Genomic DNA, 25,968 nt, shown 5'->3' with positions numbered 1-25,968 from the left:
AGCGGATAATTACGAGTTAGCAATTAAACCTGCATAGTAATGAGTGATTTGGGTAAACAGTTCGTTCGATGACAAAGTGTTGTTCCACGCGTTTTATGCCATTCTCACTCATTCTGCGCCGCTCCTCTGGATGCTCCAGCAGGTAGCGTATGGAATCGGCAAGCAAAGCGGGGTCACCGGGCGTAATGAGAAGTCCCGTTTCGCCATTCACAACCGTTTCTGTCGGACCACCTTCATTAGAAGCAATAACGGGTAATCCTGCCGCCATTCCTTCTACAATGACCTGACCAAATGGCTCAGGAGTTATGGAAGTATGTACCAGTAGGTCCGCTTGCTGCATTAGTGTTTGAATGTCATCCACATGTCCCAGTAAGGTGACATTGTACAGCTTGTCATCTGCCATTTGCTGAAGCAGCTGCTGCTTATACGCGTCTTCCCCGAACAAGGCATCCCCGGCTAACCAGAACTGAACCTGCTGATCGGGGAGGAACGACTTGGCCGCTTCGAGTAAAATATGTTGGCCCTTCCACTCCGCTAGCCTGCCAACTAGCAAAACAACGTAGGGCTTCATCCATTTTTTCTCTACAGCAATGCCTGAATTCTTCGTTTTTGCGAAAGCCGAGTAGACAACTAACGTTTTTTTCGATTTCGGCAAATGTAGAGCATTCAAGGTTGAATTAGAATTCGCTATGACGCCGTTTGGCAGCAAGCGGGACATCCATCGTATCGCTTGAGCGACGATCGGTTTCAAGTACGGAACTCCGATATGGTCCCGAATATGCCAGATGAGAGGAATACCTGCCAATTTAGCAGCTACAGCTCCATAAAAAGCAGATTTCAACGAATTGGTATGTACACAGACGACTTTTTCTGCTTTCAATAATTTAGAGAGCCTCTTCCCATAGGTGAGAAGCTCAAAAGCGGCGGATACAGCTTGCAAATTTACCGCATTACGATTTCGATTGCGTACCTTATCACTTAAAGGCAAGACGCGAACATCGATACCTTTGTCTCTTAACCGCTCTACGAGCACACCCTCCTCGGCCACAATGACTAGTGGGTCTACTTCGTTTCCGAGATGGGTAATAATGTTATAAAGTGCGACTTCTCCCCCGCTCCATCTAGCGGTATGATCCAAATAAGCTACCCTCATCCTGTTCACGCCCTCCTTTCTTCCCAGCAGTTACCTGACGATTGCCGCCGTAAGCAATCATATGTTGATCGATTACGTGATTAAATACGCCATCTACCTGTTTGGATACACGATCCCAGGTGTAATTCTCCAACACATGGCTTCTGCATTGCTCTGCGGTCGGCCACATTTCACGGTGCCGCAATAAGCGAATTAACCCAGAAGCCATATCTTTGCTGCTTTTACCGGCAAACAGCATGTCTGGCCGATATTTCTGAAGAATTTCACGGTTGCCTCCAATCGGTGTTGCCATAACTGGAACCCCGGCGGCCATTGCTTCTACGGTAATTAATCCGAAACCTTCCAACGCTTGGGAAGGTACAACGAACAGATCAGCGGCTTGATAATAATCAGCAAGCTCATTATCAGGGATGTAGCCCAGCATTCGGACGCGAGACTGGAGACCATATTCAGCAATTTTACTTTCCAGCTCTCCTTGCAGAGGCCCTTTGCCACCGATGAACAGCACGGTATCCGGAACCGTTCTCGCAACCTCTTTCCAAGATTCCAGTAATTGAAGAAGACCCATTCGGTTGACTAATCTTCTTAAGGTCAACACTGCTGTCGTCCCTTCCTCCAGCTGCAGTTTCCTTCTTATCGCCGTGCGATCCGCAGCCGGCTTGAACCGGGCAACATCGGCCCCACCTGGAATGATGTGAATCTTTGAAAGCGGGACACCGTACTGGTGATGAAGAATATCGCGGAAGGTTTCACTTAGCACAATGAATGCATCCGCCAGCCGATAAGCCTTCATCTCCCAGCTCTTCGCGATCATTGTTTTGATTCGATGCTTCAATCCCTTGCCTTCGAGCCTGATTTCCTCACTCCAAGGACCATGAAACGTCATCACCACCGGAATATTTCGCGCTTTGGCCTCCATAGCAACTCCTATACTATAGGGAGCAAAGTGGGAATAAACGATATCAACGTCCTGCTGATTCATCAGATCAGCCGCATGCTTCCGAAAGGCATTTCGTCTTTTACTTAACTTCAAATCGGTGACGGCTACGTTCGTGACGCGAAGGTCATCTTGAACGACCGGCTTATTCGCACTGCATACCAGCGCCTCCAGCTCATGACGGTTAGCTAAGCTTACGCAAATATGTTTGAAATAAGTGTTTAGTCCTCCAGGCTGTGCAGATGGCCAACCCATTCCGGTACACAGGATCCGCAAACTATTGCAGTGTAGCATAAGCTTTCCCCTCCTTAATTGGCTCTTCTTGGGACTGTTTCACTCTTTTCCGAGCAAGCCCAAGTTCATACTGTTTCATACATACTAGGAATTCATATACTCCCCAGAAGAGGGATACCGCAAGTCCAGGAATCCCTTTTTTATACAAGCCATGAACGATATATTTCTGCACAAATCGTAAGGGAGGACGAACGATCATTCGCAGCAGGCTAAATCGTTTCCCCGCAGCAACAGCGCCTTCCGCTTCCAGATCGGTATACTTATTAAACCGCTCCATGTGATCATGAATGCTGCGGAAACCATAATGCCACAGAACACCTGGCACGAACACGATATTCTCACTTGAGACATCCGGTGTTTCATGTACAAGACTTTCCCGGTACTGAATTTCGGTACGGTTATACAGACGCACAAGCTTCTCGCCCTTGCCCATCCAGCGTCCTAGAAAGTCACCAATACGCAAGACAGCATAGGCTTTGCTCGGATCAGACAAACCATTTTTCAACTTCTGAATCGAAGCTGCTAGAGGTTCACTAACAACCTCATCGGTATCAATAACGAATATCCAATCATAGGTAGCTTGATCACTTCCATAAATACGCTGCTTTGCATAACCAGGCCATGCGTTCTCATATACCTTGCAGCCCAATTGCTCAGATACACGGACTGTTCCGTCCTTGCTCCCGCCGTCAATGACTACAATTTCGTCTGCAAAAGGCTTGCAGGAGGCAATCGCATTGGCTATTCTCGTTTCATCGTCTTGTGCAATGATGACAACAGAAATCCGATTCTCTCCCATAGCGTCACTATAGTGACTCATTTCGTTCGCCCCTCCCCCAGTTTCAAACCAATTATTTAGCTTTATATGCTGATATTGCTGAAAGTAACCAACGCACATCATCTTTATTAATCAATAATTTAGGTAGTTTCGTCTTCAAGGTGAATTTGACATTGAGTAGGATAAAGACGAATCGAAGTAAACCCGATGATAATATGGCCATTCCCGCACCGAGCAATCCGAACTTCGGAATCAGTACCGTTAGTAACGGGATGACGATTAGCAGCCCTATCCCTTGCAGAATCGTAACAATCTTGGGCTTGCCTAAAGCCATGAACGCTTGAGCCAAAACCATGGTTCCACCAGATATGGAAACTTCGAGGAGCAGCATCCGAAAAACACTGATCGCTTCCTTAAAATCAGGACCATACAGTAGAGGCATTATGAAAGGAGCTACCAGCATGATCATCAATGAGCAAAGTAAAGCGACACATGTGCTGATCCTGTATACACGGAATGTCATTTCAACGACTTTATCCTTAGGTAAACCCGATGCTTTCGGGAACAACACCACGATGATGGATGTAGAGAAAATATTGACTACACGGGAAAGGCTTACCGCCACCGCATATAGTCCAAGCTCCGCTGGATTAAGGAGGCCGATAATAACAATTTGATCGATATAATAGGAGACATTCCCCATTAAATCGTTACCGTAAGATCCAATGCCGTACCGGATTAATGTCTTGAAGGATTGAAAAGCATCCTTTATCACGAATTTGTACTGCTTTAGTAAGCGTACTGTCGTCCATATGTAAAAGGGAACCGCCGGAGCGAGATAAGCCACGGCTGACGTGTATGGATTCATTGTTCTTGTTAGGATTAGCAGCCCTAAGCCGATGAGCGTACAAAGCGGAACAAGAAAGCGCAGACGGTTGAACAGCTTATATTCGCCTCTCACCTGCATCATCGCATTATTAATCTGAGAAAATACGATGAGAGGTATGAGCACCATGGACCATTGGGAGAACAGGACCACGTTGTCTGAATACGTACGAAGCCAATAGGGTAAAACCAGTATCCCCAAGCACATCGCAAGCATGCCTGCTGTCAAACCCATGAGAACAGCGGTCGAATAAAGCTTGGCGGAATCCTTCATGTTCTTTTTCACGTTGTAAATAATGGCGGAAGGCAGACCGAAAGTGAAACTAAAGGCTAGGAATTGTGACCATAAGACCATAGCCGCTTGCTCTCCTCGGCCGGATGGTCCTAAATAACGTGCTGTCAAAATACCTGTAAGCATATTAATCACTAAGATTAGTACACTGAAAAACATCGTTCTGATGGAAGCCGAGATATGACTTTTGCTTGAAAAGAATGCTTTAATGAAGCCGAATAGAGGCTTTATGCGGACTATTTTCAAGTTGACTGGTTGCTGCATCCGGAATTTGCCTCCTCTCTTGAACGATCGTGTGATGCGCCATAATGCCAACTCCTACGACCATCCATAGTAGAAAGCCTTTCAAACCTGTATACCCATTTTCGAACACTAGACAAATGATACTTCCTAGCAAAGCGGAGAGCGCAATTTTACTGTAAAGGTTTAAACCGCCCGTATGTTTCTTTTGAGATAAGAGAAAACGAGTGACCAGCCATAGCACCCAGAAGAACAGCAAGCCGCCAAGGATACCAAAGGTTAGAAACATAGCAACAAATCCATTATCGAAGATGCCATATTCGCCAAGAGCTCCCCCGTTACTCAGTTTGGTACCGACACCAATACTGCCCAGTCCCAACCCTTGCGGTTTAGCAAACAATATGGGAAAAACCGTATGAAAAAAATCAAGTCTTTCATTATACGAATGATCGTCCTGTATAGCTGTCATTGTGTTCAATCGCTCCACTAGCCCTTGTGCACCGGGAAGCTTAGGAATAATGACATACATGGCTCCAATTACAGCTGTTAATTGAGCAATTAATTTCCACTTTTGTCTACCTGCCGATACGGCTGTGTAAATCACAATATCAATGAACAGCATAACCCAGGCAGAGCGCACTAATGTGATAAGCAATCCCACCGTTACGAGAATAACACCGATCCAGCCCAGCGGCCCCCGCCATCTTTTATCCAAAATCATCGGGGCAAGTGCTGATGCCAAATACGTACCTGCCGGTCCCGGGGAATTCAGCGTAGAGAATACTCTGATCTCCAAGGGAAGCGGTTTTCCTATCGAAGTCATCTCCACATGATTCATCCAGAAAGCATCCCATGGCGGAACCAACACATACTGGATAATGCCATAAACAGCAATCAAGATTGCCGTATTAGAAAATGCTATAAGCAAACGATCTAGCGCTTTACTATCAAATTTAGACAAGGCTGCATACGGGATTAATAGTAGTGGAATAAAATAATTAGCTAAATCGTATAACGCTCCGCTGCCATTTTTCGTTAAACCAATCAAACTTCCATATAACAATACAATGGCCATATAAAGCAGCAATTTATTAATTCGAGAATCCATTTGATGTAACTTAGAGAGGATTGGGATAATCACCACCGCACTCGTTAGCAGTGGCGCAATACTCAACAAGGAGACGGAATGATACGTCCCTTCCATCCAATCCTGAATTCTTCGGATCTCTGGACAAATGACCCAAACCAGCAGGATATAAGGAATCAATCGACGCGAGTCCAATAAGGCCATCACAAAAGCAGGGAAAAGCAGAATCGATAAGAATGCGATTTGCATACTAAGATCAGGACTCAGAGTTGCACTTGAGTAACCAATGAGCAAGGAGACGGCCAACGCCATACCAACCAATAGAATTGTCATCCGACTAGCCTGCATCATGATAAAAGGGGGCTTAATCATTTTGCTTATTTCATCCACTGTTGATTCCCGTCCCCTCCCGTTTCATCTTGAATTGCTTAACAACTTCCCGCCATAGCAGGACCGCAAACATAGCATCGTGAACCAAGTAACGCTTCCACAATCTTCGCGGTTCTTGAGCAAGACGCCAGAACCATTCGAATCCTGTTTTCTGCATAATGCTCGGAGCTCTCTTCACTGTGCCCGAAATGAAATCGAACGTTGCGCCAACGCCAATCGAGATTGGCACTTTATATTGAAGATAGTTCTGGTAAATCCACTTCTCCTGCTTCGGAGCGCCAACGCCAACAAACACAATGTCAGGCTGCGTATCAATCAGCATCTGAATAATTTGCTCATTCTCCTCTTTTTTGTTCTCGAAACCATAGGAGGGTGAATAACAGCCCACAATATTCAGATTTGGAAATACGAGCTTCAGATTCTTTACCGCTTGCTCCGGAATACCGACTGCTGATCCTAAGAAAAAAAGCTTGTATTGTCTGCTTGCGAAAGCTTCACCTAACTTTGTGAACAAGTCGGATCCGGATACTTTCTGTTTAAGCGGTTTACGGAGCATCTTCGATGCCCATATGATCGGCATACCATCCGCAACGATGGCACCTGCACCTGAATACACCTTCTGAAACTCAGCATCCTTTCTGAGCTTGATTAAATGATCGACATTACAGGTCAAGATGTAAGAATGACTTTTCTGACGTATGACCTCATCCATATAGGCAAGCAAGTCCAGAAAATCATAATTATCAAAATTAACATCGAACATAGTCACTCTACTCATCAGATCACTTCTTCTTTTTTCGAATTTGTCGTTGACAGAATATACAAGCTATTCAAATACCAGCAGAAAGGAATGATGAATTGAACAGTCGATAAGGTGTTATCCGACAAGGAGTACAGAAAGAACGCCAGGATGAACGCCACGTAGTAAATCTTAATTCTCTGCGGGATTACCCGATAGATCATTCCAAATAAGACTAGTAAAGATAGAAACAGCAGGATGCATCCAATATAACCAGCATCGTAATAAAAGCGGATGTACTCGTTATGGGGAACCACAAAACCTTCGTATAAACTTCCATCATTCGCAACGGTAACCGCACCTAGCCCTCTTCCTGTCAGGGGGGACTCTTTCACCCCTTTCAAGAAGTAGCTCCATGCTTCGGTTCTTCCTGACAAGTCAATACCTGTACCTGTCTGGCGTTCGAACGAACGCTTTGTCATATTATCCCACTGCACATAGACGGCTCCACCGATCAAGGCCAAGGAACAAAGCAGCGGGATAAGTAAGATCAGCTTCCCTTTGATATACTGCTTAACCATATCGTAGAAATAGTAAGCAGCCATGGCCAGCATGGCGAGGATAGGTCCTCTAGTTCCCGTAGCGATCAGAATCGCAAAGTTAGCAGCCAAAGTACAATAATAAAACCTGGCTTGCAGTGGATTGCGTTTGGTCTCTATTAAGGCAACCGTAATGCCTAGAAAAGCTAGCATCGCCAAATGGGGTGCGATATTCGCCCCTTGTACCCGAATCGCTCCTGTGAACTCCACATTGAGAAACGAATACAGATGAGCCAATTGAAGCAGCGCCCCAGTTCCAACACTTACCAATGGCAATAGACAAATAATCCGGATATGCCTTTGCGCTGTCCCTTTTTTCCATTTAATCATGAGAAAAAAGAAGGGAAGCGTTAGTCCGATAAATGATTTCAAGGTGAGTGATAATGTCAGCCTTGGATGCCAATCTGAGAAGAAGATGGTAAGGAATAACATGCTGGCGATAGCTGCTATGGGATAGATGAACTTCAATCGAAGTCCATTTTGCAGCATACAGGGAACTAACAGAATTAAAATCCCAAGTTTATAAAGAGCAATAATCTCTAATCCAGGTACATTCGCTTCGACGATGTAGTTAATCGAAATGGCGGTCGATAAAAGGACTAGATAACTCATTTTCTCGGGCTGGTAGATGGCATACACGAATGAGAAAAGCACGCCCAGCCCCAAGATACTGAACATAGGCTGATAAGCAGCCGCTACGCCCACTATTACCGCAAGAAGTACATAGACCGCACCATAATATATTGGTTTTTTGAGCATTGGAAGATTCGGCGTCATCAGTATCCTCACCCTGTTAAGCGCATTTTCCCACGTCTACTGAGCGTGTCTAGCGTGCCCCGTATACTTTGCAATCGGCATGCAATCAGCAATTTCCTTCCTTCGGTACGCGCGAACAAGGCATCTACGGCAATGTAGAGCACCTTGCTGGCAACCTTACCGAGAAGAACAAGCTTGCTGAGCTGACTCTTATGCATAGAGCCATTCGTAACACCTTGATAATAATAGCGCTGCTTGATCCAATCCTTCGTCAAGCGGCTATCCGGGATGAAGTGATCAACCACCATGGAAGGCTGATAAAGAATAGCCTTCCCTTCTTTCTTCATCTGCTCAAATATCCAAGATTCCTCCCCAGACAACAGCAGCGTCCCCTTCCTCCCTAGGTCGGTTGGGAACAAATATTTGTCATGAAAGGATTTGCGAATCGCCATATTCGCACCAAATGGATGTCTGTTCATCGGATATTCATGCACAGTTGCTCCCATATCAACAATCGTATAGGGCAGTTCCAGCGCTTCGATCAACCATTTCGGCCGTTCACTTTCGAAACGAGGTCGAATCACACCTCCCATCGCATAGACATCCTGCCGAGAATCCAAGGTGTCTATGATGGTGCGAATCCATTCCATGCAAGGAACTGCATCATCATCGAGAAAGGCGACAATATCACCCTTAGCTTCTTGAATACCTCTATTTCGCGCAGCCGAAAGCCCTTGGGTTTGTTCAAATAGATAATGAACGTCCGTGCCTCCTGCTTGATGCTGGATAAACGATTGTGAGATCTCACGCGTATGATCTGTGGAATTGTTATCCACAATGAGAATCTCAGCTTTGTCTATAGCCTTTAAAGCAGGTAACGAGTTCAAGGTAATTTGAAGCAAATCCGCACGATTATAGGTACAGATGACAATGGATACCCTTGGTTTTGGCTGAATTAGCACGATGGTGTTACTCCTTTCCCTTCTGTTCTCTAAAAGGCATCTTTGGAGCCAAGAAGGACCGAAACCGTCTTTAAGATGATTTTCAAATCATAAAAAACGCTTCGTTCTCTGATGTAAGTCAAATCGAGTTCTACCATTTGCCCGAAGCTTAAATTGCTTCGTCCGCTTACTTGCCATAAGCCCGTACAGCCAGGCGTAACGGCCAAACGCTTCTTCTCGTACGGTGTATACTCACTAACTTCACTCGGCAAAGCTGGTCTTGGACCGACCAAGCTCATTTCACCGATGAGTACGTTCCACAATTGTGGTAACTCATCTATACTTGTTTTGCGCAGTAATCGTCCGACGCGTGTAACGCGAGGATCGTTTTTCATTTTAAACATCGCGCCTTCAACTTCATTCTGACTCATCAACTGCTGCTTCAGCTCTTCCGCATTGGAAACCATCGAGCGAAACTTATACATCGGAAAAAGGATTTCGTCTTTACCTACTCGATTTTGTTTGAAGAAAACGGAACCTTTCGGATCTTCCACCTTAATCCAGATAGCTATGATGATAAATAACGGTGTCAGGAAGAGAAGTCCCATGAGGGATAGCATAATATCGAGCATCCGCTTTACAAATAAATAGGAAGCATTGCTTTTCCCTTCTTGCGGTCTAGGGGTAGTAGCCGTGTAGTAGCTCTTCTGGGGAACTTTCTGAGGTCCCAAGTACTCATAATCCTCCTGCAGTTCGCGCAAGCTCATGGTCTCCACCTCCCAGATGCTCTAAAATTGGTGCATATTGCTCCTTGATAAGGATAGCAGCCATCGCTTCAAGCACATCAAGTCGAAGATCTTTACTCTCCAAGGCGAACGCCATTGTCGTGAGAATGTAACCGAGACGTTCACCCACATCATAACGGATACCGTCAAAATGATACGCTAGTACTCGTTCTATTTGATTAAGCTTCTGAATCGCGTCTGTCAGCTGAATTTCTCCGCCAGCGCCTTTCTCCTGAAGCTCCAAAAATTCAAAGATTTTAGGGGAAAACACATATCTACCCATAATGGCAAGATCGGAAGGGGCTGTGCCTAATTTTGGTTTTTCAACCAAGTCTTTCACTTGATACAGGCGGTTATTTTGCTCACCCGGATCAATGATACCGTAACGATTGGTAAGCTCCGGAGGTACAGTTTGTACGCCGATGACTGAATTTTCTGATAATTCATATTGCTGAATGAGCTGTTTTAGGCAGGGTACCTTCCCTGTGACAATATCATCGCCTAGCAGCACTGCGAATGGTTCATTCCCGATGAACCTTCTTGCACACCAGACCGCGTGTCCAAGACCTTTGGGTTCTTTTTGACGAATGTAATGAATTTCTACCTTGGATGAACGTTGTACTTCCTTGAGAAGCTCCAGCTTCCCTGTTTCCAGCAGTTTGTTTTCTAACTCGAAAGCATTATCGAAGTGATCTTCGATTGCCCTCTTCCCTTTACCGGTAACAATAATAATATCTTCGATTCCGGATTCGATGGCTTCTTCCACGATGTATTGAATAGTCGGCTTGTTGATGATCGGGAGCATCTCTTTGGGCATCGCTTTCGTAGCAGGCAGGAACCTCGTTCCTAATCCTGCCGCCGGAATAATTGCTTTTTTCACCTTTTTCATCTCTCTCATCCTCCTATCGATTATGGAAAGTCTAGCCGCTAATGGTTCCAATTATTGGTTGAAAACAATGCCAAGCATTCTGGCTCCAGACTGCTCTAATTGTGCTCTCGCTTGCTTCGCCCATTCTCGCTTCGTCTTACCATTTTTGGCAACTAACATCACGCCGTCACTATACTCAGCAAGTAAACAAGCATCTGTATAATCAAGCGTTGATGGCGAATCGATGAGAATGACTTCATATCGCTGTCTGAGCCCTTTCATCAAGGCATCCATTTGGGCGGAGCCTAGCAGCTCGGATGGGTTGAGTGGTTGACCACCACTAGCAATCATATCAAGCCCAATGATCCCTGTCGGTGTAATGACGTCTTCACCGGTTAGCCCCTTATTTAAAAAGTGGATCAGGCCTTTCGTATTCTTAACACCAAACATCTCATGCAGGCCAGGTTGCCGCAAATTACAATCTACAACAACAACAGACTTGCCTTCCTGAGCATAGGTAATAGCCAGATTAGCAAGGGTTGTCGTCTTGCCTTCTTGCGCTTTAGGAGATGCAACCATAAGCACCATTCCTTGACCTGCTGGTACAACCTTTTTATAACGTACCGCTGTACGCAAGGAACGATAAGCTTCGGAGACCGACGAAATCGGATCCAATTCAGCCACAAGAACATTACTTAGCTGTGACATATGCCTTTTCCCCTACCTCTCTGCTTCGTGCACGCGAAGGTTTAGCTGCTTTACCCTTTTTAATCGTTCCAATGGAAGAGAGTACTGGCAGCCCAACGATATGCTCGGCTTCTTTTTCAGAACGAATGGTGTCATTGATATTTTCAAAAAAGAAGAATACACCAATAGCTGCCATTGCCGATAAAATGAAGCTCAAAGCTAGATTGATTACGACACTGGAGTTCACAGGCAACGGCTTCACAGCAGCATCAGAACTAGAAAGAATCTTGACATTATTCATATTCATCAAGCCTGGTACTTCACTAATGAACGTATCTGCAAGGGTCTTGGTAATCACAACTGCTTTTTCATAGCTATGATCCTCAAGCTCAATTTTGATAATTTGTGTTTTATCCGTGGAGCTCACTTTCAGATTCTTCAGCAGTTGCTTCTGCGTCATACCGAATTCGGGGTGACTCTGCAGCATCATTTGAATGATATGATCCGACTTGATGATTTCCTTGTAACTCTCAATTAAATTCAAGTTCATTGACACATCGTTAAGATCTATCGCCTCTTCACTCTTGAACGTGCTGCTAACCAGCACTTGTGTGTTCGCCTTGTAAACAGGCTCGACGAATGTCTTGCTGACATAGAACGTTGTCAGACACGAGAGAAGAACGAACAGTGCAATCATCCACAGCTTTTTGCGAATGAGTACAAAGTAATCTAAGATCGATTTCTCCATGGTACCCTCCCAAAAAAAATATTTAAAATCGATGAAAACAGTCTTGCTTTTCCCCAAAAATTGAGCTATGATATTTGCAATGAAAGCGTTTTATTTGTCTGTATCCCCACTATCAAACCGACATTCAATCACTCCTTTAGCCAGAGCATTCAACAATCTCTTTTCAACAGAGTTAGCTAGTCAGTAGTCTAGGTGAAGCACTCTACGAAAAGGAATGAAGAATGCCGCTTTTTGTCAGTTAGTTGGTTATACACAAATACTATATGAATTCCCAGAATTATGATATTACTCGATATTATAATTTTTAGGGTCTATTTTGTGTATCAACCAATGGTTATATGTAATAAAGCGATGGTATACTTTCGGACCATGAATGCTTAAATGGCTTACTGAAAATTGCTGACTAGTCCTTTGGATTGCGCTAACAAAGCCGCTTGCGTACGATCGTTGACGCATAGTTTGTTTAGAATTTGGCTAACATGCTTCTTGACTGTGAACTCGGTTACCATCAGTTTCTTGGCCATTCCTTGATTGGACAAACCCTCTCCAAGACCAATTAACACTTCCCGCTCCTTCGGCGTAAGCTTACTGAAGCTGTCTTCTTCCTCTTTCTTGAACAACATTTCCATTAAACCTGGATCGTAATACTTTTTCCCTTTGAAAATCAATTTAATGGCAAGCAGCAATTCTTCTGGCAGCGCTTCTTTGAGTACATAACCATCCGCACCCACAGCCTCTGCCCTTCTTACATCCTGCTCCATGGTCGATGAAGTCAGAATGATACTTCGGCATGGCGAATCTTTAATCATCTCAACCACTTCGAGTCCAGAACGATTCCCCAGCTTTAGATCCACGATAGCCAGATCCGGTTTCGTTTCCTTGATTAACTCCAACGCGTGCTCCACCGTTTCCGATTCACCAGAAATTTCGATGTTAGCTTCAAGCTTTAGCACAGCTGACAATCCTTTTCGCACCAACGGATGATCATCTACGATAACAACTTTCAAAGTACCACCTGCTTTCGTTAGAATGGGAATAGCTTTCATGACCTTGTTTAGCCCATCATCTGAATTTCATTTAGCTCCTTTTTATCCTGATGCCCGGATGGGAGGGTCACTTGAATATGTGTGCCTTTACCTTTCGTGCTCTGAATGTTAATCGTTCCGCCAAAAGACTGAACAAGCAGCTCCATGTTGTTCACGCCAAGCCCGGATACCTTAGGATCAGACAGACGTTCTGTTACACTAAATCCACTTCCATTATCCAAGACCGAGAGCTTCACCTCATCTGACTTCATACTGAGGTCTACTTTAATGTGACTGCTTCGTCCATGACGAATGGCGTTTCCCGTTGCTTCCGATATGATTCTGAACAAAGCCTTTTGATAATTGACCTGTAGACCATGATCATCTCCTGTAACGTTTAAGGTTACCTTCACAGCGTGCAGCTTGGATAAGCTATCCAGATGAGATTTGACGGTAGTGATCCAAAAAGCACCGCCATTTTTGCGAGAGCTAAGACTATATATGGTTGAACGTAACTCTTGAGATGCTGCTACAGATGACTCTTGGATAATTTGCAACTGCTCCTTAATCTGATCGGTTGAAATGTCTTTCCATTTACGACTTAGCGAATGTACAGCATACACAATTCCGAAAATGTACTGAGAGACGCTGTCGTGCATCTCATCGGCAATCCGATTCTGCTCCTCGATAATCATTAGCTGGTTCTCAATACGCTCGAGCTGGTGCCTCTCCAAAATGACGGCACAAAGCTCAGAAAGAAAGTACAGCTGCTTTACGAACCAATGTCTGCCTTCCTCATAGCTGGAGCGCTCAACCTTAACTCCCATCACTCCCCAGAATCGGGTCGACGACTTGATGGGAATCACAAGAAAATCACCATGCTCAGGAAGACTCATCACCATACAGCTGTCTAACTGTCTTAGTTCGGCTGCATGAATTTCAATAGCTGTAGACAGGGAAGCTTCTACGCCAACGGGCGTGATACCCTGGGTAATAAGATGATCGTGCCCCCCATTCCCACTCCCATTGACATCCCAGAAGAAGGACATCTTTAGCTTGGTCAGCTTTAGAGCAAATTCCGCAAAAATGATTTTCAAATTCTCCGATTCGCTATGCGTAGCTGCTTCCACGATTTGATACAGCGACTTCATATGCTCCATCGTCTCCGTGGTTCGAGCGTTCGCAATCTCAAGCCTACTTTTGACGCCGGCTAATAGTTGAATCGAGAGGGTCATGAATAATAGCATCAGGTAAAAGCGGTTTTCATTTAGTAACATAGTGGCTAGCGATTGCGTCTGGTCATTGGCAAAAAAGTAGGAAAATGCGGTGACGAATAAGAAGTAACTCAGCATCATAAACCAGCAGTAAACCGAGGAGAGGTAGCTGGCAGCCATCCATGCGGGATTGAATACGCACCAAAGGAATGGACTGTCCATACCGCCGCTTAGAAGATGCAGGATCATCATCCCGGTCATTTCCAAGCCTACGGTAATTTTAATTGTGCGAGAGGCTTGGCCACTTTGGGTATACATGTCCGTAATCCACTTGGCAAAGATGAATAGCACCAAGATGATGCCAATTTTTAAACTTAAAGGGGGCCCACGATCCTCAATGGCATACACTAACGAAGTTCCTGCAAGCGAAATATACCGGTACAAGTAAAAGACTTTACTTTCACCAGAGAACATCTTCCTCATCTGTGTAATCATCCTTTAACCGATATTTGTATTTGGTTCCTTAAACAATACCCAAGTTTACCATTATCATAACAGTTAAATTTTTACAGTCAAAAGGGCTTTATATGACTATATACTTCGTATTATTTGTAGTTTTGTGTCTCATTAAATGGAAAATAGCAAATTTCAGGAGTAAAGGTCTAGACGGTTTGATCACATAGACCTAACCTTTTGGCGAATAAAAAACTGAAAGGGATTTCAATGCTATAAAAAAAATCATCCTTTTGTACCATAAATTTCCTGCGAAAATTTCTACTTTAGTGCACATAAACTCGTTTGAGCTCACTTTGGGAAGCTTTGAAACAGAGATTGACATAATTCCTGCTTTAGTACGGTTTTCGTTGGATCGGTTTCCAAAGCTAACTCAGTAAGCGCAGACATTAGCTCGGTTTCTGAGCTTAAACACCACTACTCATCGCTCACTACTGCCGTAAGGTCGATTTTCAAGCCTATTCATCACTACTCATCGCTCTCTCTCTGCTTCAAGCCCAAGCGGCACTTCTCCGACCGCCTTTCCATCAAATAAAAAAAGAACCCGCAAAAATTGCGAAGTTCTTGTCATTTCTGATGGTTTTCCGATAATTTTCAGATGATATCCAATAATCTACTGATATTTCTTAATAAACGCAATCGCGTTCACGATGTCTACCTCAGGCTTTTCCCCGACTTCACGCTCAATGGTCAAATAGCCCGTGTATCCAATGTCACGAAGCGCTTGAAAGTAGCGACCGAAATCGACATGACCTTCACCTAGAGCAAGCTCTCGATAGTAAGGTCCTGATGTCGCCGCCTCTGCGATTTGCTCGTGACTCATCGGTTGATAACCCAGTGAACCGTAGACTTCACGTGGGTCTGCCTGACGCAGACGGATACCGTCCTTCACATGCGTGTGGACAATATAATCTTTCAGCGTGATAACCCCTTGAACAGGATCATCACCAGTCACCATCACCATATTCGCTGGATCAAAGTTAACGGAAACACCTTTGGTGGACAACGTATCTAGAAAGCTTTTCAAGTGAACAGCCGTTTCTGGACCGGTTTCCACAGCAAAGTAAGCGCCTAAGCTGCTTGCATACACGCCTAATTCCTCACATGCATGCTGCATCGTTTCATAGATAGGGCCATTGGCCTGCTCGGGCACGACACCGATGTGAGTGGTTACGACCTTGGTACCCAGCTCAACCGCAAGGTCTAAAATACGCTTTGATTTTTCAACTTTGTCTGCATTCACGGACTGATCTTGGAAGCCATGACCACCCAAATCCCCACACAAAGCAGAGATGCTAAGTCCCAGTGACTCGATGTAAGCTTTCAATTCCTTACGCGCTAGAGGTGATAAGTTCGCTGGGTCCATCTCACCTGAAACTGCATATATTTGCACACCGTCTGCACCGAGCTCTTTGGCTTTCTTCAAACCATCGCGCAAACCTAGACGCAGACTGTCAACCATAATGCCAATCGGATTTCCCATATTTCATCAACACACCTTTCGTATCGCTGAATGTTATTGCCTATTCCACATCATCCCATAGCCTTCTAATATTTTGCAACCCAATCATCGTACCCATCTTGCATTCCTCCATGCCTTCGAATTCCAAGGAAATGAATCCGTCATAGCCGGAGCTTTTAATAACGCGCAATACTTCTTTCATATCAATATCACCATGGCCCACAATAGCGCCGCGCAAATGATTACCTTGCAGGGTCTGAAACCAACCCTTGCCTGGATTTTGATACGAGGGACGAAGGTAAAAATCTTTCACATGGACCATCGAAGCGAAGAGCAGATTATTTTTCACCGCAGCAACGGGATCTTCATCTACACACATGAAATTGCCTACATCTAGCGTTGTGCGGAAATTGGGACGGTCTACGGCTTGAATTAACGTTTGAACGCGGTCGCTATGCTGCACGAAGTAGCCGTGATTCTCAACGCTCGTTATGATGCCATATTGCGAAGCATAGTCAGCAATTTGCCGACAAGCCTCCGCCATGCGTTCAAGTTCTTTGTTAAAGTTCGCAATAGAACGATCCTCACTTTGTGCGACATCATGGCGCATTCTTTGTACACCAAGCCTTGCAGCGAGATCGACTTCCCCTTTGACCCGTTTAATTTCCTGTTCATAGGCCTCTTGAGAATCAGTTAGAAAGTTTGCTCCAATCGCATAATTAGATATTTCGATGCCGCGAGACTGCGCCTTAAGGCGAATCTCATCTGCAAGCTCCAAATTACCAGTTAAATCATAGCCAAGGGGTACAATCTCAACATGTTCGCCACCTTGATCGGCAATCCAGTCAATAACACCCATAATGTCCATTTCTCCAGACTTCAGAGCTTGAAATAAACTATACGTACTAACGCCAACCTTCATATCCGTTCCTCCATTTCTGTTCCTAGCGGCTATAATCTGATTTCCTGACCTTTGGCAGCTGATTCATAAATACCACAAAGAATTTTCATCATAGTAAGCCCATCCTCTACAGGACTAATCGGTGAATTCCCCGTTCGACAACAAGTTAGAAAATGACCGATCTCCTGATTAAAGGCTTCTGTTATATGGATAGATTTGTTATCTGTCTGTGGCGTTACATTCAAAATGGTATCCAGCATTTCCGTAACGAGGACAAGCTCAGGCTCCAATTCCACTCCGCCTTTATCTCCGTACAGCTTGACTGCGATTTCATCCTTTTTGGCATGAAGAGTAAAGCTAACATCAACCATTAAGGAAGCCCCATTTTCAAACCGAATTAAGGCATTGGCCATATCTTCAACCGTATTCAAATCAACATTGTAATCAGCTGCTTTGTAAAAGGAAAGATTGCGTACATTCGCCCGATTCCCGAGCTTATTATACGTATGACCACTAACCGATACAGGCTTTGGTCTACCCATTAAGTACCAGCATAAGTCAATCACATGTACACCAATATCGATTAAAGGTCCGCCGCCAGAACGTTCTGAATCAGCAAACCAACCTCCTGGATTACCTAATCGACGAAGACACGAAGCTTTGGCATAGTACAATTCTCCCAAATCGCCATTATCGATAAAGCGCTTAACGAGCTGAGCATTGGTATCATATCTTCGTACAAAACCGACCTGCAGAATTTTCCCTGTTTCACGAACGGCGTCTTGAATGCGCTCAGCCTCTTCCACTGTTTTGCAAAGTGGTTTCTCTACTAGAACATGCTTGCCAGCACGCAAAGCTGCAATGCTAATCTCTGCATGTGTATTATTCCATGTACAAATACTTACAGCATCCACTTCTGGATTGTCCAGAAGCTCCCGATAATCGGTGTAAATATGTTCAACATTATACTTGGCGGCTTTATCCTCCGCTCTTTGACGATTCAGATCACATACGGCAACCAATTCTGCGTCTGCTTGCTTTGCATAGGACTCAAAGTGCATATCGGATATCGACCCTGCTCCGATTACACCAATTCTCAATTTGTTTATGCTCATTGTAAATACTTGCCTCCTTCGTGTCATATGCAATCAGGATAGCACGATTTTAGCTGAGGTAGAATGCATAGGATGAGCATATCCATGGATTATATGGTCAAAAAAAGGCTTTCATTTTGAATGTTAGCCCATTCCATCCTCCAGCGTTTTTCCGACTTAAATCTGTTAAACCTGTTGGACGCTAGGAGACCTTTGTTCTTTAAGCATAAACCAAATATTTACTAGCCCAATTATAAAGAAGCTAAACCAAGGTAGAGAACCCCAACCGAGCATGCTCCCCAAGTCGTACAAATAACCCCCGCCTACATTACCAATCATAGCGCCGATGGATAATGCAAAACTATTAAAACCAAAATAACTGGCTATACTGCCTGTCCCAGCGAAATCAGACACCATTGTATTCATCATTGGCTGCCAAAACACTTGCCCGAGCATGAATGAAATGACCCCTGCATAAATCCCCAACATCGAGCCCGACATCCCGATGGTGAACAGCCCCGCCGAAATGAGTAACGTACCTAGTGATAGCACGCCAAAGGGCTGCATTTTAGTCTGACTGAATTTAGAAAACGGAACCTGCAGAAGTACCATTACGATGGCTCCACAGCTATAAATGAATCCAATATTGGCTCCTGAAGCAATCTGATTCACTCGAAATGGAACGGCAATGTACAGCTGTGCTACGAGCGACCAGGATATCAAAGTAAACACCATGAATCGTAGAAAGCTGCGGTTCTGCAGCACTTTTTTAAGCTGTGGCAGCATACCTTCGTAATCGGCTTTTGATTGTTCAGTTTTAATCTGCGGCAAGAAAAAAAGACTTAACAAGAACGAAAACACAAAAATTAGCGTGGCCGTAATACTAACATATTGAAAATGAAAGCCCATTAAAAAAGCGCCCAGTATCGGACCCGCCACAAATCCCAGATTACTTAACATTTCACGTATCGAGTAAACCGTAATCCGGTTTTGCGGTGTTGAAAGCGCTGCGTAATAGGCATAACTGGCTGGTTGAAATATAGCTGCGCCTAATCCCGAGAAGAAGCATGCTAGGATTAAACCCGGGATATGATCCACGAATCCGAAAAGTCCGAAACCGAAGGTACGGATAAACAAGCCAATCAATATCGTTCGCTTATACCCAAGTCTGTCGGCCAATGTACCGCAGAAAACAGACAACCCTTGTTGACTGAAGCTGCGGATAGCCGATATGAAGCCAACCATCGTGACAGTTAACAGTAGATCGTGCAGTAAATACGAAGCAAGCAGCGGAATCATTATATAAAACCCGACAGCCATACTGAATGTATTCATAAACATAACCCAAAAAGGAAGTTTAATAGCGGTTAGCTTATTCATAGCTGATAACAAGAGCATTTCCTCATTTCCTTGTACGATGCGATGTGTCAATTTTAACAAGATACATGATCCAGCAAGGATTGTATATGGACTTTCTTTATGTAGGCTTGGGTATATTATTGCTGTTTTTTTTGTTATACTCTTATCATTTAGTAATCAAACAATTTCAAACATATGTGCACATGACAACCCGTGCAGCGACAACGAATGAAGGCTGGTGCGTAATGTTATCAGAGGTTAGACATTCCAAGATCATTGAATCATTAAATCAGATGGGGTCCATTAAGGTTTCGGAGCTTAGTAAAGCTTATCAGGTTACGGAGAAAACCATTCGCGAGGATTTAGAGAAATTAGAGGCTGCCGGTATTCTAAAAAGAGTACACGGAGGAGCTGTTCTCGTCGAAAGCTCCCATTCCATGCTGCCCATTCATAAAAGAAGAATCAGACAGCAGGGTGAGAAAGAGCAAATTGCCGCAGAAGCTTACAAATGGATCGAGGACGGGCAAATTATTTTGTTGGACGGAGGCTCAACGACTCTTGAGCTAGCAAAGCTCATTCAAAATCGTGTGCTGACGGTCATTACAAATGACACCAAAATTGCGTCTACTTTAGCCGAAAGCAACGGAATTGAATTGTGCATATTAGGCGGATATCGCCGCAAAGGCACTTTTACGATTATCGGGCCCAGTGCGATTCAAATGGTCGATGAATTAAATGTAGACATCGCCTTCTTGGGATGTACAGGCATTGATTTGGAACGGGGAATCTCCGTTTTCCATAGAGACGAGGCTGAGCTCAAAAAAAGAATGATCAAATCGGCCAAAAAAGTGATTCTCTTGACGGATCATACAAAATTCGAACAAACGGCACTCATTTCGTTTGCCTCTGCCAAAGAGATCCATCTATTGATTACTGATTCTCTAACGGATGATCATTTGGTACAGAGGTATACAGACATCGGGCTTGAAGTGATACGAGCTATTTGAAAAACTAGGCAGGATCAAATAAGCCCAAAAAGGGATGACTCGTGCGCCTTTACTTTTACATAGCTGCGTCAATATCAAAAGGAACACCACGAAGGCAACTCAACAAAAAATTGCATCATATTCCTCATGTAAGCAAAAAAAGATCAACATCACCAGCGCGTACACTGGACGTTGACCTCTCATCTACTTTCTAGCAACAATCTGTTTGGGTAATAAGTCAAATTGGGCTGGCTTGTTGATATAATAACCTTGTACTCCCCAACAGTTCATTTCCTTTAACATCCTATATTGTTCATACGTCTCGATGCCCTCTGCGATTACTTGCAGGTTCAGTGCATTGGCCATGGCTAAAATGGCTGAAATTAGAGAGACATTCATTTCCCAAATGAAAGACCTGTCAATCTTCAACTTATCTATCGGAAGTAAGGTTAACATGCTTAACGAGGAATAACCGGTTCCGAAATCATCTAAGGCGATGGTAAATCCTTCAGCGCGCAATCTACGCAACGTTTGTTGGACATCTTCCATCGAGTGAATCGTCGTGCTTTCCGTTATTTCTAATTCCACTACACGTGGGTCTACATACTCATCTTCCAATATTTGAAGCATTTGATCAACGAAAAGGTGTTCGTTTAGTTGAATCCTTGAAATGTTGACCGAAATTTTAAATTGAGGACCATAATCGGCTTTTAAAAGATGCCAATCCTTACAAGCTTGCCTGATGATCCAGTATCCAATCGGAATAATCAATCCCGTTTCCTCGGCGACCGGAATAAAGTCACTGGGTTGGATCATTCCCATGTTGGCTGAGTTCCATCTTAGTAGAGCCTCGGCTCCAATGACTTCCTCCCGAACCGGATTGTAAATAAGCTGATAATGTAAATGTAATTCTTCTTTTTCAACCGCACTTGAGAGAGCAAGCTCATGAATGAAATTCTCAACATGATCGTATTTAGATGAAGCTTCGAAAATATGAAATCTTTTTCTTCCCGCTCCTTTGGCCTTATACAAGGCAATATCCGCTTGCTTTAAGAGGGTTTGGATGGTTTCACTATTTACACTTTGAGCCACACCAATACTTACGCTTAACTTCATCGGATGATCATTTACCGTAAAGGGAGCCACAAAAAGTTGATTAATTTGGTCGGCAGTCTCCTCAGCTGGTCCAAGTTCCCCCATTGCTACGACGACAAATTCATCTCCACCTAATCTTACAAGGATATAATCCGCACCAAATTTCTCAACAAGACGGTTAGCGACCTCTACAAGTACAGTATCACCTACATCATGTCCGAAAATATCATTTATGTTTTTGAAATAGTCCAAATCAAGCAAATAAATGTTCGCTGGATTATGCACATGCTCAAGCAGGAATCTTCGATTATAAAGCTTGCTAAGATCGTCATGATAGGCGTAATGATAAAGCATATTTTCTTGTTTTTTACGTTCGGTAATATCACGAGTAACAGTAACGATGAACTCCATGTCACCGCTTTCATTGAAAATAGGCGTAAGTATACTTTCTCCGCTTAACATACCATTGGGTAGAACAACGCCATCCTCATACTTAATGGTTCGCCGTTCGGTAACCACTCTCGTATATTTCTTATGTAAATAGTTCGCCATCTGGCTTGAGTTTGTATCAAAAAATGTTAGTCCGACAGCATCCATCGTTATTCCACTGAATTTCGTAGCAGCATGATTTACATAATAGTATTTGATATCAGATCCATCAACGCTCATGATGTAAATCGAGTCTTCCATATTATCCATCATGCTTAGGAGTGTCTTAACATCAAGTAATCTATTCGCAGGATTTATCATATAAACGACCCCTCTATACTCACAACAACCTTATAACTGTCTCTAGGTTGACTGGATATAGGATTCGACAGAAAACTTCATTTTCCTTCCATTGAGGACATCAGTCCATCTTAATCTGTTTTCCGATTCACTTTTCTCAAGAATTGCATGGTCCGCTCATTCGTTGAAGTATCAAAAATATCGGTTGGCGTTCCTCTCTCCACAATCGCCCCTTGATCCATAAAGACAACCTGGTCCGCCACTTCTTTGGCGAAGCCCATCTCATGTGTCACAATGACCATCGTCATTCCTTCGAAAGCTAGATCCTTCATCACCTTTAGCACTTCACCTACCAATTCCGGATCAAGCGCAGACGTGGGTTCATCGAATAATAGCACCTCAGGATTCATCGCCATGGCCCGAGCAATCCCTACCCGTTGTTGTTGTCCACCAGACAGCTGATGAGGATAATGATCGGCACGATCCCGAAGTCCAACCTTATCTAAGATGGATAAAGCCTTATCTTTAGCGGTTTTCGGAGATTGTTTAAGGACAATAACAGGACCTTCCATAATATTTTGCAAGACAGTTAAATGGGGAAATAAGTTGTAGTTCTGGAACACCATACCGGTGTGTTTACGGATGGAACGAATGTCAGTCTTATTCAGTTTGACTTCACTTGAGAATGTCATCGTCGCTTTGGCAATCGAGAGGGACCCCTGATCTGGAAAGTCCAATAATTTAAGACATCTCAATAGGGTCGTTTTGCCGGAACCGGAAGGTCCGATAACAACGGTCGTGCTCCCTTTTTCAACATCCAAATCAATATGGTTCAAGACGTGGAGGTCATGAAAATGTTTATGTATACCTTCCATTCGAATCATGCTGGCCCCTCCCTTACTTGGCAATGTTTCGTTCATAGTGGATCTCAAGTTTGGCTTGGAAATAGGAAAGAACGGTACTGAAAACTAAATAAACGAAGGCCACCTCGATATAAAGCCATAATGGCTCATAGGTAACAGCCGCAATCTGCTGCCCTTTCTGAAACATTTCCGTAACCGTAATCGTGGCGGCCAAAGATGTGTCTTTGATTAAACTTATGAAGGAATTTCCTAATGGAGGAATAGCGACGCGCACAGCCTGGGGTAAAATGATGCGCCTCATCGCCTGCCATTTCGTCATATTAATCGAATAAGCTGCTTCACTTTGGCCTTTTGGAATCGACAATATCGCGGCGCGAATAATTTCAGAGCTATAAGCTCCTTTATTTAACGTAAACCCGATAATAGCTGTCGGAAAAGGATCCAGTGTTATTCCCAAACTTGGAAAACCATAAAAAAGAATAAACAACTGGACAAGCAATGGCGTGCCGCGGAAAACCCAAACATAGCATCTCGCTATCGCCCGTAGTATGGCAAAATCCGATAAGCGAGCAAGCGCCGTGATGAATGCCAAGCTAAGTCCTAGTGCAAATGTGATTAAAGTAAGCGGAACTGTGTACATAAGCCCCGCCTTTATAATAGGAAAGAAGGAATCGGACAGGATCCCTATTATTCGCTCAAGACGTTCATTTGTCATTAGGCTAGGTCCTTACTTCGTTACGTCGGCATTGAACCATTTTTGTGAAATTTGAACCAACGTTCCGTCCGATTTCATGTCTGCCAGAGCTTTATTTACTTTACTGACTAAATCCGTGCTTCCTTTGCGGAATAAAAAAGCGTTGCTCGTTGCGGACGGCTCCTCATAAACCGTTTTGATCGGGAGTTCAGGACGCTGCTTTTTCAAATCCAAAAAGGACAAACTATCGTTGAGCGTCGCATCGATCCTGCCCGAAGTCAGTAGATCAATCGCTTGATTAAAACCCTCCACACCGGTAATTGCGGCGCCGTGCTCTTCTGCTATTTTCCGATAATTACTATCGAGGGATTGACCAACCTTCTTACCTTTAAGGTCATCTAACGTTTTGATATTCGTATTATCCGCTTTCACCACAAGAACAGCACGGGAAACAATATAAGGCGTCGACATATCGTACTTCTCCAAACGATCCGCGCGAACAGCCACTTCGTTGGCCACCATGTCATACCGCTTCGCATCGAGTCCCGCAATCATGCCATCCCATTTGGTTTCAACAAATCGCGGCGTCATGCCAATCCGTTTACATACTTCTTCTGCCGTCTCGACATCAAACCCCGTAAGTTTGCCAGCCTTATCATGAAAAGTGAAAGGTGCATATGTACCTTCTGTGCCGATCGTAATTTCGGCCTTACTCGGCGAAGATGCAGGCGGTGTTGTGTTTGGTGTATTCGAAGCACATCCTAACGAAGTCAGGAGTAATACCGTAACAGCTGTTGTTGCGAGTAATTTTTTCATCTTAATAACCCCCCTGTGAAATAACCCTTTTTGAGTTAAAGGTATTATTCCCCAAGTGAAGGAATTTTAAGAAAAAAAATGTGCTGAGAGAAAATGTATGTCAGAAAAATGGTGTGGTCATACAATTGTTAAATTTTGTGCAATATGAATTTGAAAATGCACATGAAGTCTTTATAATTAAGCACATTTCGATGAGGGGCGGGGAACGATTAAAGCGACTAAAGGAGGGTCATGGACATGCGGAGAAGTTGTTTCTTGAGCAGATTTGGTGGAACGCATTTGGACATTTTCAAAACTTGCATCCGGAATATGAGATCGAAGATTTTCGCGATGGTACGCGCTTTTTGGATTTCGCTTTTCTTCGCCACTCACTCAGACTAGCGATTGAAATTGATGGCTTTGGTCCCCACTTCGCTGATATCAGTCGCTCCCAATTCTCAGACCAATTAATTCGACAAAACCACCTTGTTTTAGATGGTTGGAAAATTTTCCGTTTCTCTTATGATGACGTAAAAAATCGGCCTCGTATGTGCGAGCAATTAATCCAGCAATGCGTTGGCCGACACTTTGGAGATGTATTTAACCACGTAATAGAGATAAATTATATAGAAAAAGAAGTCATACGTTTTGCCCACAAGTTGGGGAGAGCAATCAAACCCGTTGATGTTCAACAACAATTTCAGTTCGGACAAAGAAAAGCACAACAGACTCTAAAAGAGATGTATCAGAAATCACTTCTTGAACCAGCCGGGGATGGTCATGCTCGTGTGCGCTGCTATAGAGTAGCACAGCATGTGCTTGCTAGTTGGGAAGTTTTGGCGGGTTGGGGCTGAGAACTTTTATCCGAGCTTCGGCTCGCGGAGCTCTCCTGTAATCGCGGTTTCCGCGCCTATTTGTTCGGGGGCGCCTGCATAAGCGTATTTTCCGAGCTTATTTAGCGAGGACGCGCGGGATGGGTTACTGAGAAATCGATTTCCGCCTTCTCAGACTCTTTCGGCGAGCTTCGGCTCACGGAGCTCTCGTGGAGCGCTCGCTGTA

At 44.0% G+C, this 25,968-nt stretch carries 23 protein-coding genes and 1 pseudogene; 2 read left to right on the top strand and 22 right to left on the bottom strand.

The window, feature by feature from the left end:
• Positions 1-9: 9 nt before the first annotated feature.
• From QFZ80_RS09060 to QFZ80_RS08975, 18 genes and pseudogenes are all read right to left on the bottom strand, one after another.
• Positions 10-1,153: pseudogene (locus QFZ80_RS09060) on the bottom strand (glycosyltransferase family 4 protein).
• Entirely contained in the window at positions 1,122-2,384 is a 1,263-nt protein-coding gene (locus QFZ80_RS09055) for a glycosyltransferase family 4 protein (protein ID WP_307558523.1), read from the bottom strand. Before QFZ80_RS09055 ends, QFZ80_RS09060 begins: the two are co-directional and overlap by 32 nt.
• On the bottom strand, positions 2,368-3,204 hold the full coding sequence (locus QFZ80_RS09050) for a glycosyltransferase family 2 protein (RefSeq protein ID WP_307547270.1): 837 nt from the start codon (positions 3,202-3,204) through the stop codon (positions 2,368-2,370). The genes QFZ80_RS09055 and QFZ80_RS09050 overlap by 17 nt, the downstream gene beginning before the upstream one ends.
• A 31-nt stretch (positions 3,205-3,235) precedes the next feature.
• The gene (locus tag QFZ80_RS09045; RefSeq protein ID WP_307547272.1) at positions 3,236-4,603 is read right to left on the bottom strand and encodes a lipopolysaccharide biosynthesis protein; all 1,368 of its coding nucleotides are present in this window, start codon (positions 4,601-4,603) and stop codon (positions 3,236-3,238) included.
• Positions 4,545-5,999, bottom strand: coding sequence for an O-antigen ligase family protein (locus tag QFZ80_RS09040; protein ID WP_307558521.1), 1,455 nt, complete (start codon positions 5,997-5,999; stop codon positions 4,545-4,547). The genes QFZ80_RS09045 and QFZ80_RS09040 overlap by 59 nt, the downstream gene beginning before the upstream one ends.
• A gap of 49 nt (positions 6,000-6,048) precedes the next feature.
• A complete protein-coding gene (locus QFZ80_RS09035) occupies positions 6,049-6,834 on the bottom strand; it encodes a WecB/TagA/CpsF family glycosyltransferase (RefSeq protein ID WP_307547277.1) in 786 nt (261 codons plus the stop codon).
• The gene (locus QFZ80_RS09030; protein ID WP_307547279.1) at positions 6,834-8,171 is read right to left on the bottom strand and encodes an O-antigen ligase family protein; all 1,338 of its coding nucleotides are present in this window, start codon (positions 8,169-8,171) and stop codon (positions 6,834-6,836) included. Before QFZ80_RS09030 ends, QFZ80_RS09035 begins: the two co-directional genes overlap by 1 nt.
• An 8-nt stretch (positions 8,172-8,179) precedes the next feature.
• Positions 8,180-9,112: a glycosyltransferase gene (locus QFZ80_RS09025; protein WP_307547280.1), complete on the bottom strand. Its 933-nt coding sequence runs from the start codon at positions 9,110-9,112 to the stop codon at positions 8,180-8,182.
• 29 nt (positions 9,113-9,141) lie between these two features.
• Entirely contained in the window at positions 9,142-9,858 is a 717-nt protein-coding gene (locus QFZ80_RS09020) for a sugar transferase (protein ID WP_307547281.1), read from the bottom strand.
• Positions 9,827-10,765: a UTP--glucose-1-phosphate uridylyltransferase GalU gene (gene galU / locus QFZ80_RS09015; RefSeq protein ID WP_307558519.1), complete on the bottom strand. Its 939-nt coding sequence runs from the start codon at positions 10,763-10,765 to the stop codon at positions 9,827-9,829. The genes QFZ80_RS09020 and galU overlap by 32 nt, the downstream gene beginning before the upstream one ends.
• Before the next feature lie 51 nt (positions 10,766-10,816).
• Entirely contained in the window at positions 10,817-11,452 is a 636-nt protein-coding gene (locus QFZ80_RS09010) for a CpsD/CapB family tyrosine-protein kinase (RefSeq protein WP_307558517.1), read from the bottom strand.
• A complete protein-coding gene (locus QFZ80_RS09005; protein WP_307558515.1) occupies positions 11,436-12,179 on the bottom strand; it encodes a YveK family protein in 744 nt (247 codons plus the stop codon). The genes QFZ80_RS09010 and QFZ80_RS09005 overlap by 17 nt, the downstream gene beginning before the upstream one ends.
• A gap of 386 nt (positions 12,180-12,565) precedes the next feature.
• Entirely contained in the window at positions 12,566-13,225 is a 660-nt protein-coding gene (locus QFZ80_RS09000; RefSeq protein WP_307558513.1) for a response regulator, read from the bottom strand.
• Positions 13,226-13,233: 8 nt separating this feature from the next.
• Positions 13,234-14,901, bottom strand: coding sequence for a sensor histidine kinase (locus QFZ80_RS08995; protein ID WP_307558511.1), 1,668 nt, complete (start codon positions 14,899-14,901; stop codon positions 13,234-13,236).
• Between the two features lie 643 nt (positions 14,902-15,544).
• The gene (locus tag QFZ80_RS08990; protein WP_307558508.1) at positions 15,545-16,414 is read right to left on the bottom strand and encodes a sugar phosphate isomerase/epimerase family protein; all 870 of its coding nucleotides are present in this window, start codon (positions 16,412-16,414) and stop codon (positions 15,545-15,547) included.
• A gap of 40 nt (positions 16,415-16,454) precedes the next feature.
• Positions 16,455-17,315: a sugar phosphate isomerase/epimerase family protein gene (locus QFZ80_RS08985; RefSeq protein WP_307547289.1), complete on the bottom strand. Its 861-nt coding sequence runs from the start codon at positions 17,313-17,315 to the stop codon at positions 16,455-16,457.
• Positions 17,316-17,344: 29 nt separating this feature from the next.
• Positions 17,345-18,409: a Gfo/Idh/MocA family protein gene (locus QFZ80_RS08980; protein WP_373460039.1), complete on the bottom strand. Its 1,065-nt coding sequence runs from the start codon at positions 18,407-18,409 to the stop codon at positions 17,345-17,347.
• Between the two features lie 165 nt (positions 18,410-18,574).
• Complete coding sequence (locus QFZ80_RS08975) at positions 18,575-19,828, bottom strand: MDR family MFS transporter (RefSeq protein WP_307558506.1); 1,254 nt, start codon at positions 19,826-19,828, stop codon at positions 18,575-18,577.
• Between the two features lie 26 nt (positions 19,829-19,854).
• Between QFZ80_RS08975 and QFZ80_RS08970 the strand changes: the two genes are divergently transcribed.
• The gene (locus QFZ80_RS08970; protein WP_307558504.1) at positions 19,855-20,754 is read left to right on the top strand and encodes a DeoR/GlpR family DNA-binding transcription regulator; all 900 of its coding nucleotides are present in this window, start codon (positions 19,855-19,857) and stop codon (positions 20,752-20,754) included.
• A 183-nt stretch (positions 20,755-20,937) separates the two neighbouring features.
• Here QFZ80_RS08970 and QFZ80_RS08965 read toward each other — a convergent pair whose 3' ends face one another.
• The 4 genes from QFZ80_RS08965 to QFZ80_RS08950 form a co-directional block, all read right to left on the bottom strand.
• A complete protein-coding gene (locus QFZ80_RS08965; RefSeq protein ID WP_307558502.1) occupies positions 20,938-22,578 on the bottom strand; it encodes a putative bifunctional diguanylate cyclase/phosphodiesterase in 1,641 nt (546 codons plus the stop codon).
• Positions 22,579-22,688: 110 nt separating this feature from the next.
• Entirely contained in the window at positions 22,689-23,441 is a 753-nt protein-coding gene (locus tag QFZ80_RS08960) for an amino acid ABC transporter ATP-binding protein (protein WP_307547298.1), read from the bottom strand.
• Positions 23,442-23,454: 13 nt separating this feature from the next.
• On the bottom strand, positions 23,455-24,135 hold the full coding sequence (locus QFZ80_RS08955) for an amino acid ABC transporter permease (protein WP_307547300.1): 681 nt from the start codon (positions 24,133-24,135) through the stop codon (positions 23,455-23,457).
• 12 nt (positions 24,136-24,147) lie between these two features.
• Positions 24,148-24,930: an amino acid ABC transporter substrate-binding protein gene (locus QFZ80_RS08950; RefSeq protein WP_307558500.1), complete on the bottom strand. Its 783-nt coding sequence runs from the start codon at positions 24,928-24,930 to the stop codon at positions 24,148-24,150.
• 125 nt (positions 24,931-25,055) lie between these two features.
• On the opposite strand from QFZ80_RS08950, the gene QFZ80_RS08945 reads away from it, so the two are divergent.
• A complete protein-coding gene (locus tag QFZ80_RS08945) occupies positions 25,056-25,763 on the top strand; it encodes a PDDEXK family nuclease (RefSeq protein WP_307558498.1) in 708 nt (235 codons plus the stop codon).
• Positions 25,764-25,968: the final 205 nt, after the last annotated feature.

Origin of the sequence: Paenibacillus sp. V4I7 (assembly GCF_030817275.1) — a bacterium.
Classification (GTDB): Bacteria; Bacillota; Bacilli; order Paenibacillales; family NBRC-103111; genus Paenibacillus_E.
The sequence above is the reverse complement of the archived record's forward strand: the minus strand, read 5'-3'. Positions and strand labels throughout refer to the sequence as shown.

What these genes read in the sequence shown, in the direction of transcription:
- QFZ80_RS09030 (WP_307547279.1), bottom strand. Translation starts at nt 8,171, where the DNA reads ATGACGCCGAATCTTCCAATGCTCAAAAAACCAATATATTATGGTGCG.
- QFZ80_RS09055 (WP_307558523.1), bottom strand. Translation starts at nt 2,384, where the DNA reads ATGCTACACTGCAATAGTTTGCGGATCCTGTGTACCGGAATGGGTTGG.
- QFZ80_RS08990 (WP_307558508.1), bottom strand. Translation starts at nt 16,414, where the DNA reads ATGGGAAATCCGATTGGCATTATGGTTGACAGTCTGCGTCTAGGTTTG.
- QFZ80_RS09050 (WP_307547270.1), bottom strand. Translation starts at nt 3,204, where the DNA reads ATGAGTCACTATAGTGACGCTATGGGAGAGAATCGGATTTCTGTTGTC.
- QFZ80_RS08960 (WP_307547298.1), bottom strand. Translation starts at nt 23,441, where the DNA reads ATGATTCGAATGGAAGGTATACATAAACATTTTCATGACCTCCACGTC.
- QFZ80_RS09040 (WP_307558521.1), bottom strand. Translation starts at nt 5,999, where the DNA reads ATGACAATTCTATTGGTTGGTATGGCGTTGGCCGTCTCCTTGCTCATT.
- QFZ80_RS08955 (WP_307547300.1), bottom strand. Translation starts at nt 24,135, where the DNA reads ATGACAAATGAACGTCTTGAGCGAATAATAGGGATCCTGTCCGATTCC.
- QFZ80_RS08985 (WP_307547289.1), bottom strand. Translation starts at nt 17,315, where the DNA reads ATGAAGGTTGGCGTTAGTACGTATAGTTTATTTCAAGCTCTGAAGTCT.
- QFZ80_RS08950 (WP_307558500.1), bottom strand. Translation starts at nt 24,930, where the DNA reads ATGAAAAAATTACTCGCAACAACAGCTGTTACGGTATTACTCCTGACT.
- galU (WP_307558519.1), bottom strand. Translation starts at nt 10,765, where the DNA reads ATGAAAAAGGTGAAAAAAGCAATTATTCCGGCGGCAGGATTAGGAACG.
- QFZ80_RS08965 (WP_307558502.1), bottom strand. Translation starts at nt 22,578, where the DNA reads ATGATAAATCCTGCGAATAGATTACTTGATGTTAAGACACTCCTAAGC.
- QFZ80_RS08970 (WP_307558504.1), top strand. Translation starts at nt 19,855, where the DNA reads ATGGACTTTCTTTATGTAGGCTTGGGTATATTATTGCTGTTTTTTTTG.
- QFZ80_RS09000 (WP_307558513.1), bottom strand. Translation starts at nt 13,225, where the DNA reads ATGAAAGCTATTCCCATTCTAACGAAAGCAGGTGGTACTTTGAAAGTT.
- QFZ80_RS09045 (WP_307547272.1), bottom strand. Translation starts at nt 4,603, where the DNA reads ATGCAGCAACCAGTCAACTTGAAAATAGTCCGCATAAAGCCTCTATTC.
- QFZ80_RS09020 (WP_307547281.1), bottom strand. Translation starts at nt 9,858, where the DNA reads ATGAGCTTGCGCGAACTGCAGGAGGATTATGAGTACTTGGGACCTCAG.
- QFZ80_RS09005 (WP_307558515.1), bottom strand. Translation starts at nt 12,179, where the DNA reads ATGGAGAAATCGATCTTAGATTACTTTGTACTCATTCGCAAAAAGCTG.
- QFZ80_RS08995 (WP_307558511.1), bottom strand. Translation starts at nt 14,901, where the DNA reads ATGAGGAAGATGTTCTCTGGTGAAAGTAAAGTCTTTTACTTGTACCGG.
- QFZ80_RS09010 (WP_307558517.1), bottom strand. Translation starts at nt 11,452, where the DNA reads ATGTCACAGCTAAGTAATGTTCTTGTGGCTGAATTGGATCCGATTTCG.
- QFZ80_RS09035 (WP_307547277.1), bottom strand. Translation starts at nt 6,834, where the DNA reads ATGAGTAGAGTGACTATGTTCGATGTTAATTTTGATAATTATGATTTT.
- QFZ80_RS08980 (WP_373460039.1), bottom strand. Translation starts at nt 18,409, where the DNA reads ATGAGCATAAACAAATTGAGAATTGGTGTAATCGGAGCAGGGTCGATA.